Below are 20,823 nucleotides of genomic sequence, written 5' to 3'. Positions count from 1 at the left end.
TATGAAGATAATAGAAGGAAATTTAAGTTTAAAAGGTGATGAGAAAATTGCAATTATTAATGCAAGATTTAATCATATTATCACAGATCGTTTAGTTGAAGGTGCTAAAGATGCTTTTTTAAGACATGGGGGTAAAGAAGAAAATTTAAATCTTATTTTAGTACCCGGTGCTTTTGAAATTCCTTTTGCATTAAAACAAGCTATAGAGAGTAAAAAATTTGATGGAATTTGTTGTGTTGGAGCGGTAATTCGTGGAAGTACGCCACATTTTGATTATGTAGCGGCTGAAACTACTAAAGGTATAGCAAGCGTAGGACTTGGAACTAATATACCTGTAAGCTTTGGAGTTTTAACAACTGATACTTTAGAGCAAGCCATAGAAAGAGCAGGTAGTAAAGCAGGTAATAAAGGTTTTGAAGCTATGCTTACTGTGGTTGAAATGCTTAATTTAATCCAAAAAATTAAGGCTTAAAATGGCTACTAGACACCAAGTAAGACAGAGTATTGTTTCTTTGCTTTATGCAGCACAGCTAAACCAAGAAAATAAAGATTTTATTAATGAATTTTTAGATGAGAAAAAAATTCGCAATGATCAAAGAAAATTCACTCTAGATTTGTATAATGGCATTAACGAGCAACTTGCTTTGCTTGATGAGAAAATCAATGAGTGTTTGAAAGAACACAAATTAGATGGAGTAGCTAGTATAGAAAAGGCCATTTTGCGTTTAGGTGCTTATGAGATTTTATTTACTTCTACACAAAAAGCGATTATTATCAATGAAGCTATAGAGCTTGCAAAAGAAATGGCAGGGGACAATGCTCCTAAATTTATCAATGGAGTATTAGATAAAATCAACAAGGAAGCACAATGAAACTTTGCGTGGCTTTTGATGTGGCAAGCTATGATGAGTGTATAAATTTAGCCAAGGAATTAAAAGGTTTAGATCTTTGGGTTAAAATAGGGCTTAGATCGTATTTAAGAGATGGAGTAAAGCTTTTAGAAGCGATTAAAAAAGTGGATAATTTTAAAATATTTTTAGATTTAAAGCTTTATGATATACCAAATACTATGGCAGATGCTTGTGAAGAACTTGCTAAACTTGATGTGGATATGTTTAATATCCATGCAAGTGCAGGTAAAAGTGCTATGTGTATGATTATGGAGCGCTTAAATGCTTTAAGCAAAAGACCTTTAGTGCTTGCCGTATCTGCTTTAACTAGCTTTGATGAGCAAGAATTTTTTAGTGTGTATAAACAAGATATTAAACAAGCTGTTAAAGATTTTTCTAAAATTAGTTATGAAAGTGGTCTTGATGGTATGGTTTGCTCGGTATATGAAAGTTTGCTGATAAAAGAAAATACAAGTACAAAATTTATTACATTAACGCCTGGAATTCGTCCGTTTAAAGAAAATTCAGATGATCAAAAAAGAGTAGCTGATATAGAGTGTGCTAAGGATAATTTGTCAGATTTTATTGTGGTTGGAAGACCTATTTATAAAGCAAAAGAACCTAGAAAGATTTGCGAGGATATATTAGAGCATTTAAAATAAGCCTTAAGGCTTATTTTAAATAAACTTTCATTTTTTTATTTTCTAAAATAATTCCTTCATCATCGTTAATGATTTTAAATTCTCCATTAAAGCATCTTAGGAAATTGTCCTCAAATTTCATAGATTCTTGATCACAAAGCATTTTTGTTGAAGCAAGATTGTCTTCTATTTTTATGCTGCTTCCTTGATCTTTATAATTTCCAAAAAATCTATTACATCCTGCTGTTCCAAAAAGCCTTTTGTCTTTATTGTCAAAACTAATACTTGTTTTTGTATTTTGAGGAAGTTCGTAGCTTTTTCCATTTGCTTCATAAGAACTTATGGTAAATTCTTTATTTTGTAAATCATCAACACTTAAAGTTGCCACAGAACACCCACTAAAAACAGCTAAACTTGCTATGCTTAATGTGATTATTTTTTTCATTTTTATTCTCCTTGTACATGAAAATGTTTTAATTCATCTTCTAAATTTTGACAAACTACATTTAACTCATGAGCAACATCAAGCAAAATTTTTGAAATTTCTTCATTTTTATCGCTTAATTTTACCGTTTCTTGCATTTTATCAAGTAAAGATTGTAAAGTTTCTTGTGTGCTTGAGATTTTTTGCATACAAGCATTTGCTAAGTCTCTTGCATTTTCATTGCAAACTTTTACTTCATTGGTTCCCTCTACTAGATCTTTTGCATCTTGGTTTAAAGAATTAATTTCTTTAGCATTGTGTTTTAGTTCTTTAGAAACTTCATTAATACTATCTACTAATTGCTTGGTGACAATAGCAATATTTTTTAAAAATTCTTCTGAGCTTTGAGCAAGATTTCTTACATCTTCAGCGATAACTGAAAAACCACGACCAAATTCTCCAGCACGTGCTGCTTCAATACCTGCATTTAATGATAAAAGATTAGTTTTATCAGCAATTTCACCCATCATATCAGAAGCTTTTTTGATCTCTTCTGCTTGTTTTTCCATAACTTCAACTTTTTGAGATAAAACATCTTCATTTTCTGCAACAACTCTTACTTTATCTACTACCTGATTTAATGAATCAAGCATGGTGTTTAAAACTTCAAAAGATTTTGTGTTTGCCTTATTTGCATTGTTTGAAAGCTCAGCAAGATCTTGTAACTCTGTATGAATTTGCTCACTTAAATGATAAGATTCATCAGTTTTTGTGTGACCTTCTTTTGTTCTGTTTGCTAGATCAAGCGCATTGGTATTTAAAAGTTTAGATTGTTTATCTACCATTTGAGAATTTTCATTAGTGGAAATCACTGCATTTTGAATTTTTTCAATAAATTGGTTGATGTAGGTGCAAGCTTTGCCTATCTCGTCAGTGCTTTTTATGTTGATTCTTGCGCGTAAATCCCCATCGCCGCTAGCTAATTCTTTAGCGTGTTTTAAAAGATCTAAAACAGGATTACCCACAACTATTTTTAAAATATAAAGCACAGCAAAAACAGTAAAAAGTAAAGCTATGCTAAAGATTATAATATAAGTTCTAGCTGAGCTTGCCAAATCATCATCTACATGTTTTAAATCATTGTACATATCCATAACACCCAAAACATCACCTTCTTTAGCATTAGCATGACAAGCTAAGCAGCTTTCATTAGCGATTAATGGGCGTATAAGTCTTAGATAATGTCCTTGATTGTTATTGATTTCAACGGCTTGTATTTGCGGCTTGTTAAATTGTTCATTGATGATACTTTCATCACTTTTTGTATATTTTTGCATTTCAAAAAGTTCAATTGTACTTTTTGAAGGATAAATTTTAATATCTTTTATGCCTTCAATTTCTCCAGCATCTTTTATAGCTTGTTCTATAATAGCAGGGTCACCTAAATTCATTGCCATTCTTAATGTTTGAAAAACAGAAGTACTTAAGGTATCTAAATGTGCACGGCTGATTCTATCGGTCGTTTGCTGAGAATCTTTTTGTAGGATAATTTGCATGATAATAAAACTAATTAGCAATGTAGAAATCATTGCTAAAGATATCTTCGCACCTATGCTTTTAAACATTTGAAGCTCCTTGTATTAATGTAAAAAGTGTCTTACACCGCTAAAATATAGTGCAATACCATATTCATTGGCAGCTTGGATGATATCCTCATCTCTTATACTTCCACCTGGTTCGATAATGGCTTTTACACCTATTTTACTAGCCTCATCTATGCTATCTCTAAATGGAAAGAAAGCCTCGCTTGCTAAAACACAACCATTTAGATCAAGCCCCATTTCCTTAGCTTTATTAATAGCTGCTTTAGCCGCATCGATACGACTTGTCATACCCATACCAATGGCTACCATAGCTCCATTTTTTACATAAACTACGTTATTTGATTTGGTAAATGCAGCAATTTTCATAGCTATTTCAAGATCTTTTAATTCTTGTTCATTAGCTTTTCTTTCGCTTTTTAATACTGCATTTTTTAATTCATCTTCTCTAACTTCATCGCTATCTTGATATACAAAACCACCATCTATATGTTTAAAATCATATTTATCATAAGCTCTAGTTAAAAATGGCGCTTTTTGTGTAAAGATTTTAATACGTTTTTTATCTTTAAAAACTTCCAAAGCATCATCGTCTACATTTGCTGCAATGATTACTTCTATATAAATTTCATTGATTTTTTGCGCTAATTCTTTGTCTAAGGTTCCATTGATAGCTACAACTCCTCCATAAGCACTTAAGGTATCACATTTAAGCGCATGGATATAGCTTTGGAGTAAGTTTTCTTTTATGGCAAATCCACAAGCATTTGCATGTTTTACAATGGCTACCGCTGGAGCTTTATCAAAAGCACTTGCTAAATTTAAAGCAGCATTGATATCGGTTAGATTATTAAAACTTGCTTCACCTTTTAAGGTTGTAAAATTGTGTGTGAAAAAGTCATCAAATTCATATAAAGCACCTTTTTGGTGAGGGTTTTCTCCATATCTTGTATCAAACACTTTTTGACCTACAATAAATTTACTTGCCCCAAAACCACCATTAAAACGCTCGTTCATATAATTTGCTATATAAGCATCATAATTTGCTGTATGCTCATAAGCTTTGATCATCAAAGCTCTTCTAAAATCAAGATCTAAAGTATTATCTTTTAAAGCCTGTATGATTTTATCATAATCTAAAATATCACAAACTACAATGACATTTTTAAAGTTTTTTGCGCCACTGCGTATCATAGCAGGACCACCAATGTCGATATTTTCTACAATCTCATCAAAATCTTGGGTTAAAATTGTAGTTTTTTTGAAAGGATATAAATTCACACAAAGTAAGTCTATGCTTTCTATATTATGCTCTTTAGCTTGCTTTTGGTGGCTTTCATCTTCTCTTTTGTATAAAATTCCGCCATGAATTTTTGGGTGTAAGGTTTTTACACGCCCTTCAAACATTTCAGGACTTTGAGTAAAATCACTAACTTCTTGTACTTGCAGGTTGTTTTCTTTTAAAAGCTTATAAGTGCCTCCAGTAGATAAAAGCTCAAAACCTAATTTTGCAAGCTCACTAGCAAATTCTACTACTCCTTCTTTATCACTGACACTAATTAGTGCTTTCATTGATTTTTCCTTTCTATGTATTGTTTTAAAAATTCATAAGATTCATTAACTTCTTGAAATTTTTTTACACCTTCTTTTATTTTTGCTTCATCGCTGCTGTTTGCGTTTAAAATATCAGGATGATATTTTTTAGCAAGTTCTCTATAGCGTTTTTTAAGCTCTTGCAAATTTACATTTTCACTTACACCTAAGACCTCGCATGCTTTTTGCAAATTCATACCTACCTTTTGAGTTTGCATAGAATTTAGAAGTCTCTCAAGTATATTTACATCAAGATTAAATGCTTTGACAATGGCTTTTAATGCATCTTTTTTAGTGCTGTTAAGTTCTCCATCAATCAAGGCCATTGCGACCAAAACATTTAATATATTAATTCTTTCTTGTTGAGGTAAAGGTACTTCCTTGATGAGTTCTTTGGCTACTTCATAGGTGTCATTTAAGGTGTTTTTGTGTTCATTAAAACTTTGTTTTAAAAATTCTCTTTCTCTTGAATCTTTGGCATTGTAATCAAGAATTTGTGAGATCATATTAGCTTCATTTTCACTAACTCTGCCATCACTTTTTGCTATTTTTGCTAAAAGTGCTATAACATAGTAGTTTAATCTTCTTTTAAATCCATCAATTCTTTCTTCGTGATAGCCTTGTTTAAAACCTTGAGAGAAACTTTTAGCTCCTTTTTTTAAAGAGCCTAAAAGATCATCTTTACCCCATGTTTTATAATACCAATAAAATGCCAAAATTGCCAATACGAGTAAAACAAAAAGCATTTTTATCCTAAATACTCATTAAATTTATCAAAATAAATTGTTTGTAGTTTTGCTAAAGATATCTTAATATCATCTAAAATGAAATCTTTTTCAGTTAAATTTCCAAGTTTTGTAAATTTAATTCCCATTTCATTTGCAAATTTGATAAATTTTTCTTCATTTTTAACACCAACTATAACTCTTGTTGGACTTTCTTCGAAAATAAAACTCTTATCTTCAAAATTAGTTTTTACTTCAATACCTAAATTTGCCTTTGCACTCATTTTAGCTAAGGTAATAGCAAGACCACCTATGCCTATGCTATTAGCACAATCAAGTAATTTTGCTTCGTTTGCTTTTAATAGGAAATCCCATAGTTTTAATTCTGCGTTAAAATCTATATCTTCAAGCTCTCCTGCTACTTTTTGATCTAGCACTTTAGCAATTAAAGATCCACCAAAACTACCTTTGCTTTCTCCAAGTAGATAAATAGCGCTAGTATCTTTACTAAAATATGATTTTAAAACATTTTCTGCTTTTTCATTTACTCCAACACAAGCTATGGTTGGACTTGGAAAAATACTTACTCCATCGGTTTCATTATATAAAGAAACATTTCCGCTTACTACAGGTGTATTGAGTTCTTTACAAGCTAGTTTAATACCTTCACAACCTTGGGCAAATTGCCACATTACTTCAGGGTTTTGTGGGTTACCATAATTTAAACAATCGCTAATTGCTAAAGGTCTAGCTCCTGAGCATGCTATTTTTCTTCCTGCACTTGCAACAGCTGCTGCTGCGCCGATTTTTGGATTTACATAGTTTAATCTTGAGTTACACTCAATGGCCATAGAAAGTAAGCAATTGTTTTCTTTGATTCTAATACTATTGGCTCCTAAAGCTCCATTGCTTTTTAAAGTATTGGTTTGTACGCTTGAGTCAAATTGCTCATAAATATAAGCTTTATTGCTAACATTTTCATCTGCAAGGAGTTTTTCAAATGCTTCTTGGGTAGGAATGTTGAGCTTAAATTGATAGTTTTTTATCTCATCTAGGTATTTTGGTTTAGCCACAGGTCTATCAAGTATAGGTGCTTTTTCGCTTAGTGGCTCAATAGGGATTAAGCCAACTAATTCATCATGCCAAAATAGTTCCATTTTGCCAGTATCGGTAACTTCACCTATAATAGCTGCATCAAGCCCCCATTTGTTAAAAATTTCAATAACTTTTTCTTCATAGCCTTTTTTAGCACAAATTAACATTCTCTCTTGAGATTCACTTAGCATTAACTCATAAGGAGTCATACCTTCTTCTCTCATAGGAGTTTTGTCAAGATAAAGTTTCATACCGCTACCACTGCGTCCTGCCATTTCAAAAGAGCTTGAAGTAAGTCCTGCTGCACCCATATCTTGAATTCCAACTATATAATCAGTTTTGAAAAGTTCTAAACAAGCCTCCATTAACAATTTTTCAGCAAATGGATCGCCAATTTGCACGGTTGGTCTTAAGCTTTTACTAGATTCATTAAAGCTATCACTTGCCATTACAGCTCCGCCAAGCCCGTCGCGACCAGTTTTTGAACCCACATAAATTACAGGATTGCCTATACCTTCAGCTTTTGCATAAAAAATATCTTCGATTTTACAAGTTCCAAGCGCAAAAGCATTAACTAAGATATTTCCATTAAAACATTCATCAAAAGCACATTCTCCACCAATAGTAGGCACACCCATGCAATTACCATAGTGTGAAATTCCACTTACTACACCTTTAACTAAATATTTTTGATGTTTGCCTATTTTTTCATCGTGGATGTTGCCAAATTTTAAAGAATTCATACCTGCAACAACTCTTGCGCCCATGGTAAAAACATCACGTAAAATTCCGCCCACACCTGTTGCTGCACCTGCAAATGGCTCTATAAAGCTTGGGTGATTGTGACTTTCTACTTTAAATACAGCTGCCATTCCTTTGCCTATATCTATCACCCCAGCGTTTTCACCAGGACCTTGGATTACCCAAGAAGCCTTGGTTGGAAAGCCATTAAGGTATTTTTTGCTTGATTTATACGAGCAATGCTCGCTCCACATAGCAGAAATTACTCCAAGCTCTAGTAAATTAGGCTCTCTGCCTAGTATATTTAAAATTTCTTGATATTCTTCGTCACTAATTTTGTGTTGTTTTATAATTTCTTTATCCATTTTCTCTCCTTTTTATTTACCTAAACAAAAATTACTAAACATAGCATCTAAAATTTCATCTCTTTCAAAATCTTTTGTAAATTGAGCTATCTCTCCTATGGCTAAATTTAGTTCAAAAGCAAAAAGTTCTAAAGAACTTTCTTTTAATAAATCCCTTGCGCGTAAAATAGCTTCGCTAGCATTCTTGCAAGCATTGAGTATTAAGGTATTGCTAATTAGCATTCCATCGCCATCTAAAGTATTTAAGTATTCATTTAAATTTTCCTTAATGGCTTGGGTGTTTTCTTGAGCACAAATGCATATGCAAGAAGTACTAATTTCATGTTTAAATTTGGTGGTTAGATCGCTTTTGTTTAAAACATAAATGATTTTTTTATCACAATTTTTTAAAGCTTGTAAAATACGCTCATCTTCTTCTTCAAATTCTTTAGATCCATCAAAAACAGCTATGATAATATCTGCTTCTTTAATGCTTTCATAGCTTAAATTAACCCCGATTTTTTCTATCTCATCATCTGCATTTCTTATACCTGCTGTGTCGATAATTTTGATTAAATGTGAGCCTATTTTCAAGCTTTCCTCGATACGATCTCTTGTGGTACCTGCAATATTAGAAACAATAGCTCTATCAAATGCTAAAAGTGAATTTAATAATGAGCTTTTTCCTGCATTTGGTTTACCGATAATAGCAACTTTAAAGCCTTCTATAAGTCCTTTTTTATTTAAAGAAATATCTACTATATCGCGTAAAAGTTTTGAATTTTTTTCACACATGGTAATGATTTGATCAAGTAAATCTTGTGGTAAATCATCATCTGCATAATCAATGCTAGTTTCTACAAAAGCAAGGGTTTGAACAAGATCCATTCTAATGGTATTTAAAAATTTACTTAAATCACCTTTAATGTTTTTTGCTATGATATTTGCAGCACTTGTTGATTTTGACATGATGACATCTTGTATACTTAAAGCTTTTAAAAGATCCATTTTGCCATTTAAACAAGCTCTTTTGCTAAATTCTCCAGGGCTAGCAAGACGCGCTCCTGCTAAAATAAGCTCATCAAGTAAAATTTCACTCAAAGAAAAACCCCCATGAAGTTGAAATTCTACTATATCTTCTCCTGTAAAAGAGTAGGGTGCTTTAAAATAAATCACTAAAGCTTCATCTAAGAAGTCATTGTTGTTTTTATAAAGTTTGCACAAGTGTGCATAGCGGGGCGTTAATTCTTTTTTGTGGGTAATTTTCAATGCAAGCTCTAAAGCTTTCTCCCCACTTACTCTAATGATACTTATAGAGCCCACTCCATGGGCTGTGGCTATAGCAGCTATAGTGTCATTCATTCATTTTTCTTCAAAAAATCATTTACAACGATGTATCTTTGATCGTCATTTTGTTTAATAGCTACATATTTATCAGGAAAACGTTCTCTTAATTTTTCTAATGCAAGTTTTAGCCAAATTCCATCTAAAGGCTTTGTTTGAACTCTTCCTGTGCTCTCTACTTTTTCTATAAGAATTTTTAAATAATTTTCTATAGCTTGGGTTTGATTTTCTAAAAATTGAGCGATTTCTAGTCTTGGCTGAATTTTATATTTAGCACTAAGCCAGTTATAAAGTAAATATGAAAAAGCCTTATATCTATGGGCTTCTTTGCCTATAAGTAAAGCTGCATCTTCTCCATCAAGTTTTATCAATACGCAATTTTCGTCCCAAACACTAACTTGTACAACCTTGATATCAAAATCAAAAGTTGCCAGTAAATTTTCTAGTGAAATTTTTATCTCATCAACATAAGAAGCGATATTTTTTTCTTCTGGTGATTCTTTATGAAATGAATCAAAAATAGCATCATTTTTTACTTTATAATGTTCTTTAGTTGGAGCATTGGCTTCAAGTGGTTTTTGAAAACTTTCTCTGTGTTCTTTGTAGTGTTCATTTTTTTCAAGATTTTTTTGTGAATGTTTGCTAAAATTCTCGTTTTGATTTTTTTTAGCTTTTTCTTGATGAGGTTTTTTGGTTTTTTTGTGTCCTTTAATACAAATAATAGCATTTTTTCTAAACAAACCAAAAAATCCTGCTTTAGCATGTTGAATAACTTCATATTCTAGATCAATCACAGAGCACTCAAGTTGTTTTGAGGCTTCTATGAGTGCAGTTTGTAAGTCTTTAGCTTCTATGTTCATGTTTAGCTATTTCCTCTTTTTTGTGGTTTTTGAAAAGTTTATTTACAATCACTTGTTGAATAAGTGAGCATATATTATTTACACACCAATATAAAGTTAAACCTGCTGGGAAGGTTAAGAAGAAGAAAGTGAAAATTAATGGTAAAAATTTCATAATCTTTTCTTGCATAGGATCTTGTATAGCCATTGGTGTGATAAGTTGTTGGATAAACATAGTTAGACCCATAAATATAGGTAAGATAAACCATGGATCCATCACAGATAAATCTGTAATCCAAAAAGCCCAAGGTGCAGCTTTTAGCTCTATAGCATTTAGTAAAACTCTATAAATTGCAAAGAAAATTGGAATTTGAATAAGTATAGGCAAACATCCACTCATAGGATTTGCACCATGTTTTTTATAAAGTTCCATCATGTGCAAATTCATTTTTTGCGGATCGCCTTTATAACGCTCTCTGATTTCTTTCATTTTAGGTGCCAAATCTTTGAGTTTATTCATAGAAATCATTGATTTATAAGTAAGTGGGAAAAGAATAATACGCACGATTAAAGTCATTACTACAATGGCCCAACCCCAGTTACCCATGTAGCCATGTAAAAAATTTAAAAATTCAAACATAGGCTTGGCTATAAAAGTAAACCAACCATATTCCACAACATCATCTAAATCCGCATGAATGCTTCTTAAAATTTCATGCTCTTTTGAGCCAACATAACCGCTTGCCTTAAAAGTATTTGTCGCACTTGCAAAAACGATAGAATTTTCGTGATTATCTTTAGTAACTATAGCATTGAGTGGTTTTTCAAAATTATAAAAAAAAGCACTATAATAGCGATCTGAAGCCGCCATAAGGGTTACATTAGAAAAACTTTCATCATTTTCTACATCGCCATCTTCTAACATTGTGATTTTATCATCTTTGTCTAAGATTAAAACCCCATGTACTGTATAGCTATCAACTGCTATATTTGGACGATAACCTGGTGTGATAAAATAAGCTGCGTCTTTGCTTAGATTGACCTCTAAATCATAGTTTCCATATTTATGGAAAGTGATTTTTTTAGTTACTACTAAATCATCTAAATTTTGAGTAAGGATCAAGGTTGTGTTTTCATCGCTGACATTGATAGTTTTTTGACTTGTGGTATATGGTGTATTAAATGCCTCTTGATTGATTTTTGCATCACTAAATCTTATTTCTAATGGTAAAGGTGATAAAGAAGTATCTACTAGATTAATACTTTTGCCATTTTCATCTTTGTATTTTTCATCACTTAGATAAAATTTAGCTATCCTACCTAAAGAGTCAATATGTGCTTCAAAATGTTCACTTTTAACAACTGCTATTTCTTCTTTTTGATTAACACTAAGTTCTGTTTTTGGAGCTTGAGAGTTAGTACTTGTAGTGCTTTGTGGAGCTGAGTTGTTTTGTTCTATTTGAGTGATATTTTGCTCAGTTTGTGGAGCTTTAGGGATAAAAAAATAATCATAAACTACAAAAAATAAAAATGATAATACAACAGCAATTAATATGCGTTTTTGTTGAGATAAATTTTCTGACACGGATTGTCCTTTGGAAATATAATCTTAATTAAAAAAAATTGATTATCGTTGCAAGGGATATAAAGATAATTGAGTTGTTTTAAAGCATTAAAACTAGGTTTAAAACATATACCTGAGTTTAGATTATTCTTGCGTATTTTAGGATAATCAATACCACCTTTAAAAAACGGATTGCATTTTAAAATTCTTAAAAAAACTGCACCAAATGCTTTAAAAATATTATTTTTTTTAAATTGCCATAAGGCATATTCAGAGCAACTTGGGTAATACCTACAGCATTGTGGTTTAAAAGGACTGATAAAGAGTTGATAAAATCTGATAAGTTTTAGACAAACTATTTTATGCATCCTATTTTTTTCAAACCCCATTTCAAGTTTTTTTCTAATTTTAAAAAAGGAATTTCAGTGATACTCGTTTTAGCTACAAGTATGTATTTTCCGTTTTCAACTTGATTTTTAACCTGAAAAAAAGCTGATCTTAAGAGCCTTTTGGCTCTATTTCTTATAACAGCTTTTCCAACTTTTTTACTAGCAACAACGGCGAATTTTTTTTCTTCGCTTAAAGAGTAAAAGATGATCATGCCTTCGCAATGCCATTTTTTACCTTCTTTATAAATTGCTGCAAACTCTCCTAAGTCGTTAATACTTAGAAAATCTTTTATACCGCTAATCTTTTTCTACCTTTAGCACGTCTAGCATTGATCACTTTGCGACCATTTTTGCTCTTCATGCGTACACGAAAGCCGTGAGTTCTTTTTTTAGGAGTTTTATGTGGTTGATATGTTCTTTTCATATTTTTTCCTTAACTTAAAATAAAAAACAAAATAATAAGCGAGTATGTTAGCAAAATCTTACTTAAATCTGCTTTTAATTAAGAGTTATTTTAAAACTTTTTGCTAAATTTTGATTTTATTTTGTAAACTAAGGAAAAATAATGGCTTTTGAAATTTGTGAGAGTAAAAAAGAAGATTTGGAAAAAATTTTAGAATTACTCAAAGAACTTGCTATTCATGAAAATATGCTTGAAGATGTAAAATGCACAAGCAAAGAACTTGAAGAATCATTCTTTAAACATGAATACGCTAAGGCTTTGAGCCTAAAGGTTGATGGTGAGATAATAGGCTATGTGATGTATTATTTTACTTTTTCATCTTTTTTGGGCTTGGGTGGGTTGTACTTAGAAGATATTTACATACAACCAAAGCATAGAAAAAAAGGTTATGCTAGAGCTGTTTTTAAATATCTAGCGCAAATTTGCAAAGAAAAAAATCTTAAACGCTTAGAGTGGGTTTGTTTAAATGATAATGATTTGGGGATTGAATTTTATACCAAGTTAAATGCAAGACATATGAGTGAGTGGAGAATTTATCGTTTAGAGGGTGAAAATTTAGAAGCATTGATGTGATGAATAAACGCAGTTTGTATTATCTAAAAGCTTTTGGTTATGAATACTTTGATGAACAAAAGCAAATTAGACATTTTAACTTAAGTTTTAAAGAATTAAACGAAAGAGTAAAAACTTGCAATCTTTGTCATTTTTCTAAATTAAGAAAGTATAGTTTAATAGAAAAAGAAGTCAAAAATGCTAAAATTCTGATTTATCAAGCTTTTATTGATAAAGAAGAAAACGAAAGTGGAAAGTTTTTTGCTTCTAAAAACAAACAAGAGTTTTTAAGATTATGCAAAGAGCTTTTAAATTTAAAAGAAGATGAGATATATTTTTCTTATATGTTTAAATGTTTTAGTAATTTTAAAATAGATGATCAAGCACTAAAATTATGCTTGCCGTATTTTTATAACGAGCTTGATTTTGTAAAAGCAAAGATTATTTTATGTCTTGGTCAAGAAGCTTTTGCAAGTTTGGGTTTTGAGAACTTTCAAAAATACAAAGGGCAATGTATGCGTTTTAATAATGCTTTGCTTTTGCCAAGTTATGATTTGAATTTTTTGAGTAAAAATCCTAGCTTTTATGCTGAATTTATAGAAGATATTAAAAAAATAAAAGGTTATTTATGAGAAAAAGTTTAGTTTGTTTGATGATGAGTTTTGTTTTAACTTTAAATGTCTTTGCGAAAGAGCAAAAACCATCGCCCATAGAACCTAGTGAGTCTTTTTATCCTAATTTAGAATTTCAAAATTGTGATAATGATTGTTTATTTACTTTGTTAGAAACAGGACTTTATTTTAATTTCTTATCAAGATTTAACAATGATAATGCAAATGAACTTTTGGTTAATATTTATACTAAACTTTTAAATTCCATCATAGATTTTGAAAAAAGAATTCAAAAAAATGCTAGCGTAAAATTAGCTATTATTATACCTGAGCAAACGATTAAAAGTTATTCTAATACTATTATAAATTCAAGCATAGCGTATTTATTAAGACAAAGAGCGCAAATAAAAGTAAAGGTGTTTTTAATAGGCACAGAAGATGAGAGTAAGATAGCTAAAGCTTTTAAGCAAGCTCAAGAAGAAAAATTTAATTATATCATCGCAGGTTTTACAGATAAAGGTGTGAAAAATTTATTAAAAGAAAATCTTGATTTAAATGTAAAAGTTTTTATTCCTACTGCACATAAAAGAAATTTTGATACGCAAAATGAAAATGTGTATTTTGGAAGTATAGACTATCAAAAACAAATTCAAAAACTTTTAGAATATTCAAATGGTAAAAATATTATTTTTTCAGATGGAACACCTTTGGCAAATCGCTTAGATGAGAATGTTTTAAACGCAGGTAATGGTAGTGAAAAAATTTATACTATTAATAGTTCTAAATTTGATTTTAGAAGTATTTTAAATCAAAATAGAAGTTTTCAAGATTCTAGTATTATCTTAAATACTTCTTTGATTAAAACAGCGCTTATAAGCTCACAAATAAGAACTTATGATATAGAGCCTTTTGTGTTATTATCAACTCAGATTAATTATAATCCTATTTTGCTAAGTTTAACGCAAATTAATGATAGAAAAAAACTTTTGCTAGCAAATTCCATTTCTAATGAGGATCAAACTCTAAGCTATCTTAATGAGCTTTTTTCGCAAAATATTAATTACAACTGGATAGCGTATGCAACTAGCGTGGGCCTTGATTATTTTTATACGCAGTTTTTAGATAAAGACTCTCAGAGAATTTTCGATGAGAGTTTAAATGATAATCAATTTGACTATAAGGTTAAGATTATTCGTTCGCAAGGCTTAGGTTTTACTCCTTTGCAAAATCAGTAAAAACCCTAGCTATAGCCTCATCTATAGGGGCTACTTTTTCATTTTTTAAAAAAGCTAGGGTAAATTCAGCCTCAAAAAGTTTGGTGTTTTCTTTGTAAATCTCTTGTTTTATATAAACTGAAGCTTTTTTAAGCTTTGTGATAAATGTTTTTACTTCTATAAGATCTCCAAGTTTAGCGGGTTTTAAAAAGTTACAATTTGCTTTTGTGAGTAGAAAATGTCCTGTGCTTTTGTCAAAAATTTTTGCATTTTTTTGAAAAAATATCTCACTTCTTGCTCTTTCGCAAAATTTTAAGTAATTGCTATGATATACCACTCCACCTGCATCGGTATCTTCATAATAAATTCGTATTTGCATTTAAAAATCCTTTTTTGTTTTTTATAATACATTATATTTAAAGTAAATTGAATATCAAATATGAATTTTAATCATTAATATTCTGTCTTAAATACATTAATAATTAGATATTATTCTATAATTTTTATTTTATATTTGGAAATTACATGAAAAAAGTGAAAAATAAAACTTTAGCCGAACAAGTATATGATGAACTAGAAAGAAGAATAGTTTTTTGTGAAATAGAGCCTGGTAGTATTTTGACAGAACAGGGCATAGCAAATATGCTTGATGTTGGACGTACGCCTGTAAGAGAAGCATTATTGTTGCTTTCAAAACGTTATTTGGTGAATATATCAAAAGCAGGAATAATGGTTCCACAAATGAATGCTTCTTTACAAATGCAACTTTTGGAAGTAAGAAGAGTTATTTTGAAACTTTGTATAGAATGTGCTATAAAAAGACTTACTGAGGATGATAAAAAAGCTATAAATGAACTTTTAAATGAAATTGAAAATTATGATGAAATAAATTTTTTATCATGGCTTGATAAAAGACAAGATGTATTAGCTAAAGCTTCTAAAAATTATTTTATTTACGAAGAATTGAGAAACGTGCAAGGGATTTCAAGGAGATTTTGGTATCGCTATGCTCAAAATAGTCAACATGATATTGTAAAAGAAAAACACAAGAATATATTAAAAGCTGTGTATCAAAAAAACACAGAAAAAGCTTTGGAGTATGTTGATGACATTATTGATTATTTTGAGAATTTTGTTAAACAATATTTGATTTGATATAATCATATAAATAAGTATATATTCAATTTTACAACTAAAACTACCTTACTAACTTATTTGATGTTTTAATCATAGGGATATCTTTTAAATATATTTACCAATATTCACATATTTACATGTTTTTTCAAGGTAAGAAAATATATAATATATTTATTGTCGGCATTAAGTATTTATTAAGTTTTTTTCCTATAGACTTGAAAATATAACAATACAAAAAGGAGTTGTATGTCAAGTAAAATAGCGGTTAAAACAAAATTATTCCCCTCAAAATCTCCATTAGAATGGGCGGTTGTATCAAATAATATTTTATATACAGCACAAATTCCTATTGATAAAAATGGAGAGGTTGTTACTGGTGGTATAGAAGCGCAAACCAAACAAGTTTTTTCAAATCTTATTCATACTTTAGAATGTACTGGTTCTAAATTAGATGATGTGTTACAGATTTTAATTTATGTTACAAAAAGAGAAGATTTAAAATTTGTAAATTCGATATATTCAACCTATTTCAATACAGTTTATCCAAATAGAGCTGCATTTATTGTTTCTGGTTTGGCTAGAGAAGAAATGCTGGTTGAATTTGTAGTTTATGCGCAAACTCATAATTAAAATTATAAAGGAGATAAAATGTTAGATTGTACTAAGGGTTTATATATTAATGGTCAATGGGTAGAGGGTGTTAATACTATAAAAAATATTAATCCATCTGATATTGATAATGATCTAGGGGATGTAGCACAGGCTGATAAAAAACAAGTAGAGCTAGCTATTGATGCTGCTAAAGAGGCTCAAGTTTCTTGGGAAAAAACTCCTTTAGAAGAAAAGGCAAATTTGCTTTATAAAATCGGTGAATCTTTAATGAATAGAAGCGATGAGATTGGAAAAATTATATCCTTAGAAGAAGGAAAAACAAAAATAGAAGGAAAAGGAGAAGTGTTTAGATCAGGTCAATTTTTTCAATATTATGCAGCTGAAGTATTAAGACAAATTGGGGAAAATGCAGCGTCTGTAAGAAGTGGTGTTGATGTTGAGATTACAAGAGAGGCTGTTGGTGTTGTTGGTATTATTTCTCCTTGGAATTTCCCTATCGCAACAGCTTCTTGGAAAATAGCTCCTGCTCTTTGTTTTGGTAATAGTATAGTATGGAAACCAGCTAATACCACTCCAGCTTCTGCTGTAGCTTTAGCTGAGATTATTCATGAGCATGGATTGCCAAGTGGTGTATTTAATTTAGTTTTAGGTAGTGGTGGGGAAGTTGGTGAGACTATTATTAATTCTAGAAATATCAACGCACTTTCTTTTACTGGATCTGTTGATGTTGGTAGAAAAATAGCACGTGCTACGGCTGCAAATTTTGTTAAATGTCAATTAGAAATGGGTAGTAAAAATGCCTTAGTTATTATGGATGATGCAGATCTTGATCTTGCTGTTGAGTGTGCTATTGCAGGAGCTTTTTCAGGTACTGGACAAAAATGCACAGCAAGTTCTCGTTTGATTGTTATGGAAAGTATTCACGATGCTTTTGTTGAGAAAATGGTTTCTAGAATGAAAACATTAAAGGTTGGCCATTGCTTAGATGATGGAATTTTTATGGGACCAGTAGCCGATAATAAACAATTTGAATCTAATTTCAAATGGGTTCAAAGAGCTAAAGATCTTGGAGCGGAATTGGTATTTGGTGGTGAAAAATTATCACTTGATAAAAATGGTTACTATATGTCTCCTACTTTATTTATTAATACTAAAAATGATTGGGATGTTAATCAGGAAGAAATTTTTGCTCCATTAGCATGTGTGATTAAAGCAAAAGATTTACAAGAAGCTGTTGCGCTTAATAATGGTACTCGTTTTGGATTGACTTCAGGGATTGTAACATCAAGTTTAAAAAATGCAAACATATTTAAAAAAGAAGCAAAAAGTGGTTGTGTTATGATTAATCTTCCTACAGCTGGAACAGATTATCATGTACCTTTTGGAGGCAGAAAAGAATCTAGCTTTGGTCCAAGAGAGCAAGGTTCTTATGCGAAGGAATTTTACACAGTTGTAAAAACAACTTATGTAAAAGCTTATTAAATGTTGTTTACAAAAAGGAGGTGGTTATGTTTGGGAAAGATATCATTATAGATGGTTTGCAATATTGCAAATGGGATAAAGAATATTTTAAATTTTTAAAATCAAGTGGTGTTAGTGCTGTGCATGTTACTTTAGTATATCATGAAAATGCTAGAGAAACACTCACTAGATTTGCCCAGTGGCATAGATTTTTTGAAGAATTTAATGAATATATATTGCCTGTTTTTTCAAGCGAAGATATTTTAAAAGCAAAAGCTCAAAATAAGGTAGGGATTTTTTTTGGAGCGCAAAATTGCTCTTTGATTGATGATGAAATAGGGTTAATATCTGTTATGAGACAGCTTGGTTTGTTGATTATGCAGCTAACTTATAATAATCAAAGCTTATTGGCTACTGGTTGTTATGAAAAAAACGACAGTGGTATTACTCGCTTTGGCAAACAAGCGATTGAAGAAATGAATAGGGTTGGTATGATTGTTGATATGTCTCATAGTAGTGATAAATCAACATTGGAAGCTATTGACATATCGTCTCGCCCTATATGTATATCTCATGCTAATCCTAAATTTGCGCACAATGGATTGCGAAATAAAAGCGATGAGGTGATAAAAGCTTTAGCTAAGAGAAAAGGTTTGATAGGTTTGTCTTTATATCCTTTTCATTTGCCAAATGGAAGCGATTGTACATTGGATGATTTTTGTAAAATGAGTGCTGATTTGGCAGATATGATAGGGGTTGATCATATAGGTATAGGAAGTGATTTATGTTTAAATCAACCATTAGATGTATTAGAATGGATGCGCAATGGTAGATGGTCTAAGATAAAAGATTATGGCGAAGGTAGTGCTACTAATTCCACATGGCCTAAAAATGTGTCTTGGTTTAATGATTCTAGTGGCTTATATAATATCTATAAAGGATTGATTAATTATGGGTTTTCTGAGAATGATGTAAAAAAAATCATGGGTCTTAATTGGCTTTATTTTTTACAAGATGGCTTAAAAGCTCAAGCTTGCTAAGGAGTTAAAATGTTAAACAGTGCTCCTAAAAACAATACTCGTATTGATAAGTTGACTTTAATTTGTAGTAGTGGATTTTTGATGATATTTGTTGTAATAGCTTTAATTGATTCAAAGTTACTTAGTGCGATCGTTGAGTTTGGTTTTAATGTCTCAGCAAAATACTTTGGTGCTTATTGGCAAATTTTACTACTTTTGACTTTTATTATTGGGATCGGGCTTAGTTGGGGAAGAACAGGCGGCGTAGTTTTGGGTAATATTAAAAATCCTGAAATGAGTACATTTCAATGGATATCTATTATTATGTGTACTTTACTTGCAGGCGGAGGTGTTTTTTGGGCTGCTGGAGAGCCTATAGCTCATTTTGTTTCTCCATCTCCTGTATTTGGAAATACTAGTAATATTTTTCAAAAAATCACAGAAGCTCTAGCGCAATCTTACATGCATTGGAGTTTTTTATCTTGGGCTGTTTCTGGAACTATTACCACAATAGTGCTAATGTATTTACACTATGAAAAAGGCCTTCCTTTAAGACCTAGAACTATTCTTTATCCTATTTTTGGTGATAAAGTTATACACGGATGGATTGGTTCTTTAATAGATGCTTTTTGTATTGTGGCTGTTGCTGCTGGTACTATAGGACCTATAGGATTTTTAGGTTTACAAATTTCTTATGCACTAAATATGATTTTTCAAATACCAGATAATATAATCACTCAAATGAGTATTATTATTTTGGCTATTTTAGTTTATACTATATCTTCGCTTAGGGGTTTAGCAAAAGGCATTCAAATTCTTAGTAAATGGAATGTTATTTTAGCTGTAGGTTTGATGTTTTTTATTTTTATTTTTGGTCCTACAAAATTTATTTTGGATGTTTATGTTCAAGGTGTTGGAACTTTGATACAAAATTTTATACCTATGGCTACTTATAGAGAAGATACTGTTTGGCTTGCATCTTGGACTTTGTTTTTTTGGGGGTGGTTTTTAGGATATGGTCCAGTATTGGCTATCTTTATTGCTAGAATTTCAAGAGGTAGGACTTTAAGAGAGCTTATTATAGCTGTAAGTATTTGCGCACCAATTATTACAATGTTTTGGTTTACTATTGTTGGTGGAACAGGATTATATTTTGAGATTGAAAATCCAGGCAGCATAAGCTCTGCTTTTAAAGGTTTTAATATACCTGCTGCGTTAATAGCAATAACACAGTCATTGCCATTGTCAACATTTATTTCAGCATTATTTTTGATATTGGCAGCTATTTTTATTATTACAACTGGTGATTCTATGACTTATACTATGAGTGTTATTGTTAGTGGGAACACTGAACCTAGTAAACTTCTTAGAGCTTTTTGGGGAATTTTAATGGGGGTATTGGCAATTATTTTAATATCTATCGGACAGGGAGGAATTTCGGCTTTACAATCATTTATAGTAATTACTGCTGTGCCTGTTTCATTTATATTATTACCAACCTTATGGAACTCTATACAGATTGCAATTAAAATGGCAGATGAGCAAAATTTACGTTAATACAAAA

Annotated in this window: 23 protein-coding genes; 11 read left to right on the top strand and 12 right to left on the bottom strand. The window is 30.9% G+C overall.

Annotated features, from left to right (window positions below; genetic code table 11):
* Window position 1: 1 nt before the first annotated feature.
* The 3 genes from ribE to pyrF are packed head-to-tail and all read left to right on the top strand — an operon-like array spanning window position 2 to window position 1,552.
* Window positions 2-472 (top strand): 6,7-dimethyl-8-ribityllumazine synthase, encoded by a 471-nt coding sequence (gene ribE, locus L8V79_RS05560; RefSeq protein ID WP_263702813.1) that lies wholly within the window; start codon window positions 2-4, stop codon window positions 470-472.
* 1 nt (window position 473) lies between these two features.
* Entirely contained in the window at window positions 474-872 is a 399-nt protein-coding gene (nusB, locus tag L8V79_RS05555) for a transcription antitermination factor NusB (protein WP_263678852.1), read from the top strand.
* On the top strand, window positions 869-1,552 hold the full coding sequence (gene pyrF, locus L8V79_RS05550; RefSeq protein WP_263668565.1) for an orotidine-5'-phosphate decarboxylase: 684 nt from the start codon (window positions 869-871) through the stop codon (window positions 1,550-1,552). The genes nusB and pyrF overlap by 4 nt, the downstream gene beginning before the upstream one ends.
* A gap of 10 nt (window positions 1,553-1,562) precedes the next feature.
* Here pyrF and L8V79_RS05545 read toward each other — a convergent pair whose 3' ends face one another.
* The 11 genes from L8V79_RS05545 to rpmH are packed head-to-tail and all read right to left on the bottom strand — an operon-like array spanning window position 1,563 to window position 12,614.
* Entirely contained in the window at window positions 1,563-1,976 is a 414-nt protein-coding gene (locus tag L8V79_RS05545; protein ID WP_263702810.1) for an META domain-containing protein, read from the bottom strand.
* Between the two features lie 2 nt (window positions 1,977-1,978).
* On the bottom strand, window positions 1,979-3,580 hold the full coding sequence (locus tag L8V79_RS05540; protein WP_263702809.1) for a methyl-accepting chemotaxis protein: 1,602 nt from the start codon (window positions 3,578-3,580) through the stop codon (window positions 1,979-1,981).
* A gap of 15 nt (window positions 3,581-3,595) precedes the next feature.
* On the bottom strand, window positions 3,596-5,128 hold the full coding sequence (gene purH / locus L8V79_RS05535; protein ID WP_263702807.1) for a bifunctional phosphoribosylaminoimidazolecarboxamide formyltransferase/IMP cyclohydrolase: 1,533 nt from the start codon (window positions 5,126-5,128) through the stop codon (window positions 3,596-3,598).
* Window positions 5,125-5,895 (bottom strand): DnaJ domain-containing protein, encoded by a 771-nt coding sequence (locus L8V79_RS05530; RefSeq protein ID WP_263702805.1) that lies wholly within the window; start codon window positions 5,893-5,895, stop codon window positions 5,125-5,127. Before L8V79_RS05530 ends, purH begins: the two co-directional genes overlap by 4 nt.
* A 2-nt stretch (window positions 5,896-5,897) precedes the next feature.
* On the bottom strand, window positions 5,898-8,075 hold the full coding sequence (purL, locus tag L8V79_RS05525; protein ID WP_263702803.1) for a phosphoribosylformylglycinamidine synthase subunit PurL: 2,178 nt from the start codon (window positions 8,073-8,075) through the stop codon (window positions 5,898-5,900).
* Between the two features lie 12 nt (window positions 8,076-8,087).
* Entirely contained in the window at window positions 8,088-9,416 is a 1,329-nt protein-coding gene (mnmE, locus tag L8V79_RS05520; protein ID WP_263702802.1) for a tRNA uridine-5-carboxymethylaminomethyl(34) synthesis GTPase MnmE, read from the bottom strand.
* Window positions 9,413-10,258 carry a Jag N-terminal domain-containing protein gene (locus L8V79_RS05515; protein WP_263702801.1) on the bottom strand — a complete coding sequence of 282 codons (846 nt, stop codon included), beginning with the start codon at window positions 10,256-10,258 and terminating at the stop codon, window positions 9,413-9,415. The genes mnmE and L8V79_RS05515 overlap by 4 nt, the downstream gene beginning before the upstream one ends.
* Window positions 10,242-11,822: a membrane protein insertase YidC gene (gene yidC / locus L8V79_RS05510; protein ID WP_263702800.1), complete on the bottom strand. Its 1,581-nt coding sequence runs from the start codon at window positions 11,820-11,822 to the stop codon at window positions 10,242-10,244. The genes L8V79_RS05515 and yidC overlap by 17 nt, the downstream gene beginning before the upstream one ends.
* The gene (gene yidD, locus L8V79_RS05505) at window positions 11,786-12,169 is read right to left on the bottom strand and encodes a membrane protein insertion efficiency factor YidD (protein WP_039668200.1); all 384 of its coding nucleotides are present in this window, start codon (window positions 12,167-12,169) and stop codon (window positions 11,786-11,788) included. Before yidD ends, yidC begins: the two co-directional genes overlap by 37 nt.
* Window positions 12,157-12,483, bottom strand: coding sequence for a ribonuclease P protein component (gene rnpA, locus L8V79_RS05500; protein WP_263664026.1), 327 nt, complete (start codon window positions 12,481-12,483; stop codon window positions 12,157-12,159). The genes yidD and rnpA overlap by 13 nt, the downstream gene beginning before the upstream one ends.
* Window positions 12,480-12,614, bottom strand: coding sequence for a 50S ribosomal protein L34 (gene rpmH / locus L8V79_RS05495; protein WP_012661270.1), 135 nt, complete (start codon window positions 12,612-12,614; stop codon window positions 12,480-12,482). Before rpmH ends, rnpA begins: the two co-directional genes overlap by 4 nt.
* 138 nt (window positions 12,615-12,752) lie before the next feature.
* Here rpmH and L8V79_RS05490 point away from each other — a divergent pair, with 138 nt between their 5' ends.
* The 3 genes from L8V79_RS05490 to L8V79_RS05480 are packed head-to-tail and all read left to right on the top strand — an operon-like array spanning window position 12,753 to window position 15,051.
* Entirely contained in the window at window positions 12,753-13,226 is a 474-nt protein-coding gene (locus tag L8V79_RS05490) for a GNAT family N-acetyltransferase (protein WP_263702833.1), read from the top strand.
* Window positions 13,226-13,837 carry a uracil-DNA glycosylase family protein gene (locus tag L8V79_RS05485; protein WP_263702799.1) on the top strand — a complete coding sequence of 204 codons (612 nt, stop codon included), beginning with the start codon at window positions 13,226-13,228 and terminating at the stop codon, window positions 13,835-13,837. Before L8V79_RS05490 ends, L8V79_RS05485 begins: the two co-directional genes overlap by 1 nt.
* Window positions 13,834-15,051, top strand: a complete 1,218-nt coding sequence (locus L8V79_RS05480; protein ID WP_263702798.1) for a hypothetical protein — start codon at window positions 13,834-13,836, stop codon at window positions 15,049-15,051. The genes L8V79_RS05485 and L8V79_RS05480 overlap by 4 nt, the downstream gene beginning before the upstream one ends.
* On the opposite strand, the gene L8V79_RS05475 is transcribed toward L8V79_RS05480, so the two are convergent.
* Window positions 15,029-15,409, bottom strand: coding sequence for a YbgC/FadM family acyl-CoA thioesterase (locus tag L8V79_RS05475; RefSeq protein WP_263678870.1), 381 nt, complete (start codon window positions 15,407-15,409; stop codon window positions 15,029-15,031). The two genes, L8V79_RS05480 and L8V79_RS05475, sit on opposite strands and share 23 nt — an antisense overlap.
* 146 nt (window positions 15,410-15,555) lie before the next feature.
* Here L8V79_RS05475 and L8V79_RS05470 point away from each other — a divergent pair, with 146 nt between their 5' ends.
* The 5 genes from L8V79_RS05470 (at window position 15,556) to L8V79_RS05450 (ending at window position 20,816) form a co-directional block, all read left to right on the top strand.
* Complete coding sequence (locus L8V79_RS05470) at window positions 15,556-16,185, top strand: GntR family transcriptional regulator (RefSeq protein WP_263663994.1); 630 nt, start codon at window positions 15,556-15,558, stop codon at window positions 16,183-16,185.
* A 228-nt stretch (window positions 16,186-16,413) separates the two neighbouring features.
* Window positions 16,414-16,797, top strand: coding sequence for a RidA family protein (locus L8V79_RS05465; RefSeq protein ID WP_263702797.1), 384 nt, complete (start codon window positions 16,414-16,416; stop codon window positions 16,795-16,797).
* Window positions 16,798-16,815: 18 nt separating this feature from the next.
* The gene (locus tag L8V79_RS05460; protein WP_263702796.1) at window positions 16,816-18,261 is read left to right on the top strand and encodes an aldehyde dehydrogenase family protein; all 1,446 of its coding nucleotides are present in this window, start codon (window positions 16,816-16,818) and stop codon (window positions 18,259-18,261) included.
* Window positions 18,262-18,287: 26 nt separating this feature from the next.
* A complete protein-coding gene (locus L8V79_RS05455; protein WP_263702795.1) occupies window positions 18,288-19,280 on the top strand; it encodes a dipeptidase in 993 nt (330 codons plus the stop codon).
* Window positions 19,281-19,289: 9 nt separating this feature from the next.
* Window positions 19,290-20,816 carry a BCCT family transporter gene (locus L8V79_RS05450; RefSeq protein WP_214126123.1) on the top strand — a complete coding sequence of 509 codons (1,527 nt, stop codon included), beginning with the start codon at window positions 19,290-19,292 and terminating at the stop codon, window positions 20,814-20,816.
* The last annotated feature ends 7 nt before the right edge of the window (window positions 20,817-20,823 follow it).

Origin of the sequence: Campylobacter sp. IFREMER_LSEM_CL2194, assembly GCF_025771685.1 — a bacterium.
GTDB lineage: Bacteria > Campylobacterota > Campylobacteria > Campylobacterales > Campylobacteraceae > Campylobacter_D.
The sequence above is the reverse complement of the archived record's forward strand: the minus strand, read 5'-3'. Positions and strand labels throughout refer to the sequence as shown.

Excerpts from the sequence above, each read along its gene's own strand:
- ribE (WP_263702813.1), top strand. The coding sequence starts at position 2 with ATGAAGATAATAGAAGGAAATTTAAGTTTAAAAGGTGATGAGAAAATT.
- nusB (WP_263678852.1), top strand. The coding sequence starts at position 474 with ATGGCTACTAGACACCAAGTAAGACAGAGTATTGTTTCTTTGCTTTAT.
- pyrF (WP_263668565.1), top strand. The coding sequence starts at position 869 with ATGAAACTTTGCGTGGCTTTTGATGTGGCAAGCTATGATGAGTGTATA.
- L8V79_RS05545 (WP_263702810.1), bottom strand. The coding sequence starts at position 1,976 with ATGAAAAAAATAATCACATTAAGCATAGCAAGTTTAGCTGTTTTTAGT.
- L8V79_RS05540 (WP_263702809.1), bottom strand. The coding sequence starts at position 3,580 with ATGTTTAAAAGCATAGGTGCGAAGATATCTTTAGCAATGATTTCTACA.
- purH (WP_263702807.1), bottom strand. The coding sequence starts at position 5,128 with ATGAAAGCACTAATTAGTGTCAGTGATAAAGAAGGAGTAGTAGAATTT.
- L8V79_RS05530 (WP_263702805.1), bottom strand. The coding sequence starts at position 5,895 with ATGCTTTTTGTTTTACTCGTATTGGCAATTTTGGCATTTTATTGGTAT.
- purL (WP_263702803.1), bottom strand. The coding sequence starts at position 8,075 with ATGGATAAAGAAATTATAAAACAACACAAAATTAGTGACGAAGAATAT.
- mnmE (WP_263702802.1), bottom strand. The coding sequence starts at position 9,416 with ATGAATGACACTATAGCTGCTATAGCCACAGCCCATGGAGTGGGCTCT.
- L8V79_RS05515 (WP_263702801.1), bottom strand. The coding sequence starts at position 10,258 with ATGAACATAGAAGCTAAAGACTTACAAACTGCACTCATAGAAGCCTCA.
- yidD (WP_039668200.1), bottom strand. The coding sequence starts at position 12,169 with ATGCATAAAATAGTTTGTCTAAAACTTATCAGATTTTATCAACTCTTT.
- rpmH (WP_012661270.1), bottom strand. The coding sequence starts at position 12,614 with ATGAAAAGAACATATCAACCACATAAAACTCCTAAAAAAAGAACTCAC.
- L8V79_RS05485 (WP_263702799.1), top strand. The coding sequence starts at position 13,226 with ATGAATAAACGCAGTTTGTATTATCTAAAAGCTTTTGGTTATGAATAC.
- L8V79_RS05480 (WP_263702798.1), top strand. The coding sequence starts at position 13,834 with ATGAGAAAAAGTTTAGTTTGTTTGATGATGAGTTTTGTTTTAACTTTA.
- L8V79_RS05475 (WP_263678870.1), bottom strand. The coding sequence starts at position 15,409 with ATGCAAATACGAATTTATTATGAAGATACCGATGCAGGTGGAGTGGTA.
- L8V79_RS05470 (WP_263663994.1), top strand. The coding sequence starts at position 15,556 with ATGAAAAAAGTGAAAAATAAAACTTTAGCCGAACAAGTATATGATGAA.
- L8V79_RS05465 (WP_263702797.1), top strand. The coding sequence starts at position 16,414 with ATGTCAAGTAAAATAGCGGTTAAAACAAAATTATTCCCCTCAAAATCT.
- L8V79_RS05460 (WP_263702796.1), top strand. The coding sequence starts at position 16,816 with ATGTTAGATTGTACTAAGGGTTTATATATTAATGGTCAATGGGTAGAG.
- L8V79_RS05455 (WP_263702795.1), top strand. The coding sequence starts at position 18,288 with ATGTTTGGGAAAGATATCATTATAGATGGTTTGCAATATTGCAAATGG.
- L8V79_RS05450 (WP_214126123.1), top strand. The coding sequence starts at position 19,290 with ATGTTAAACAGTGCTCCTAAAAACAATACTCGTATTGATAAGTTGACT.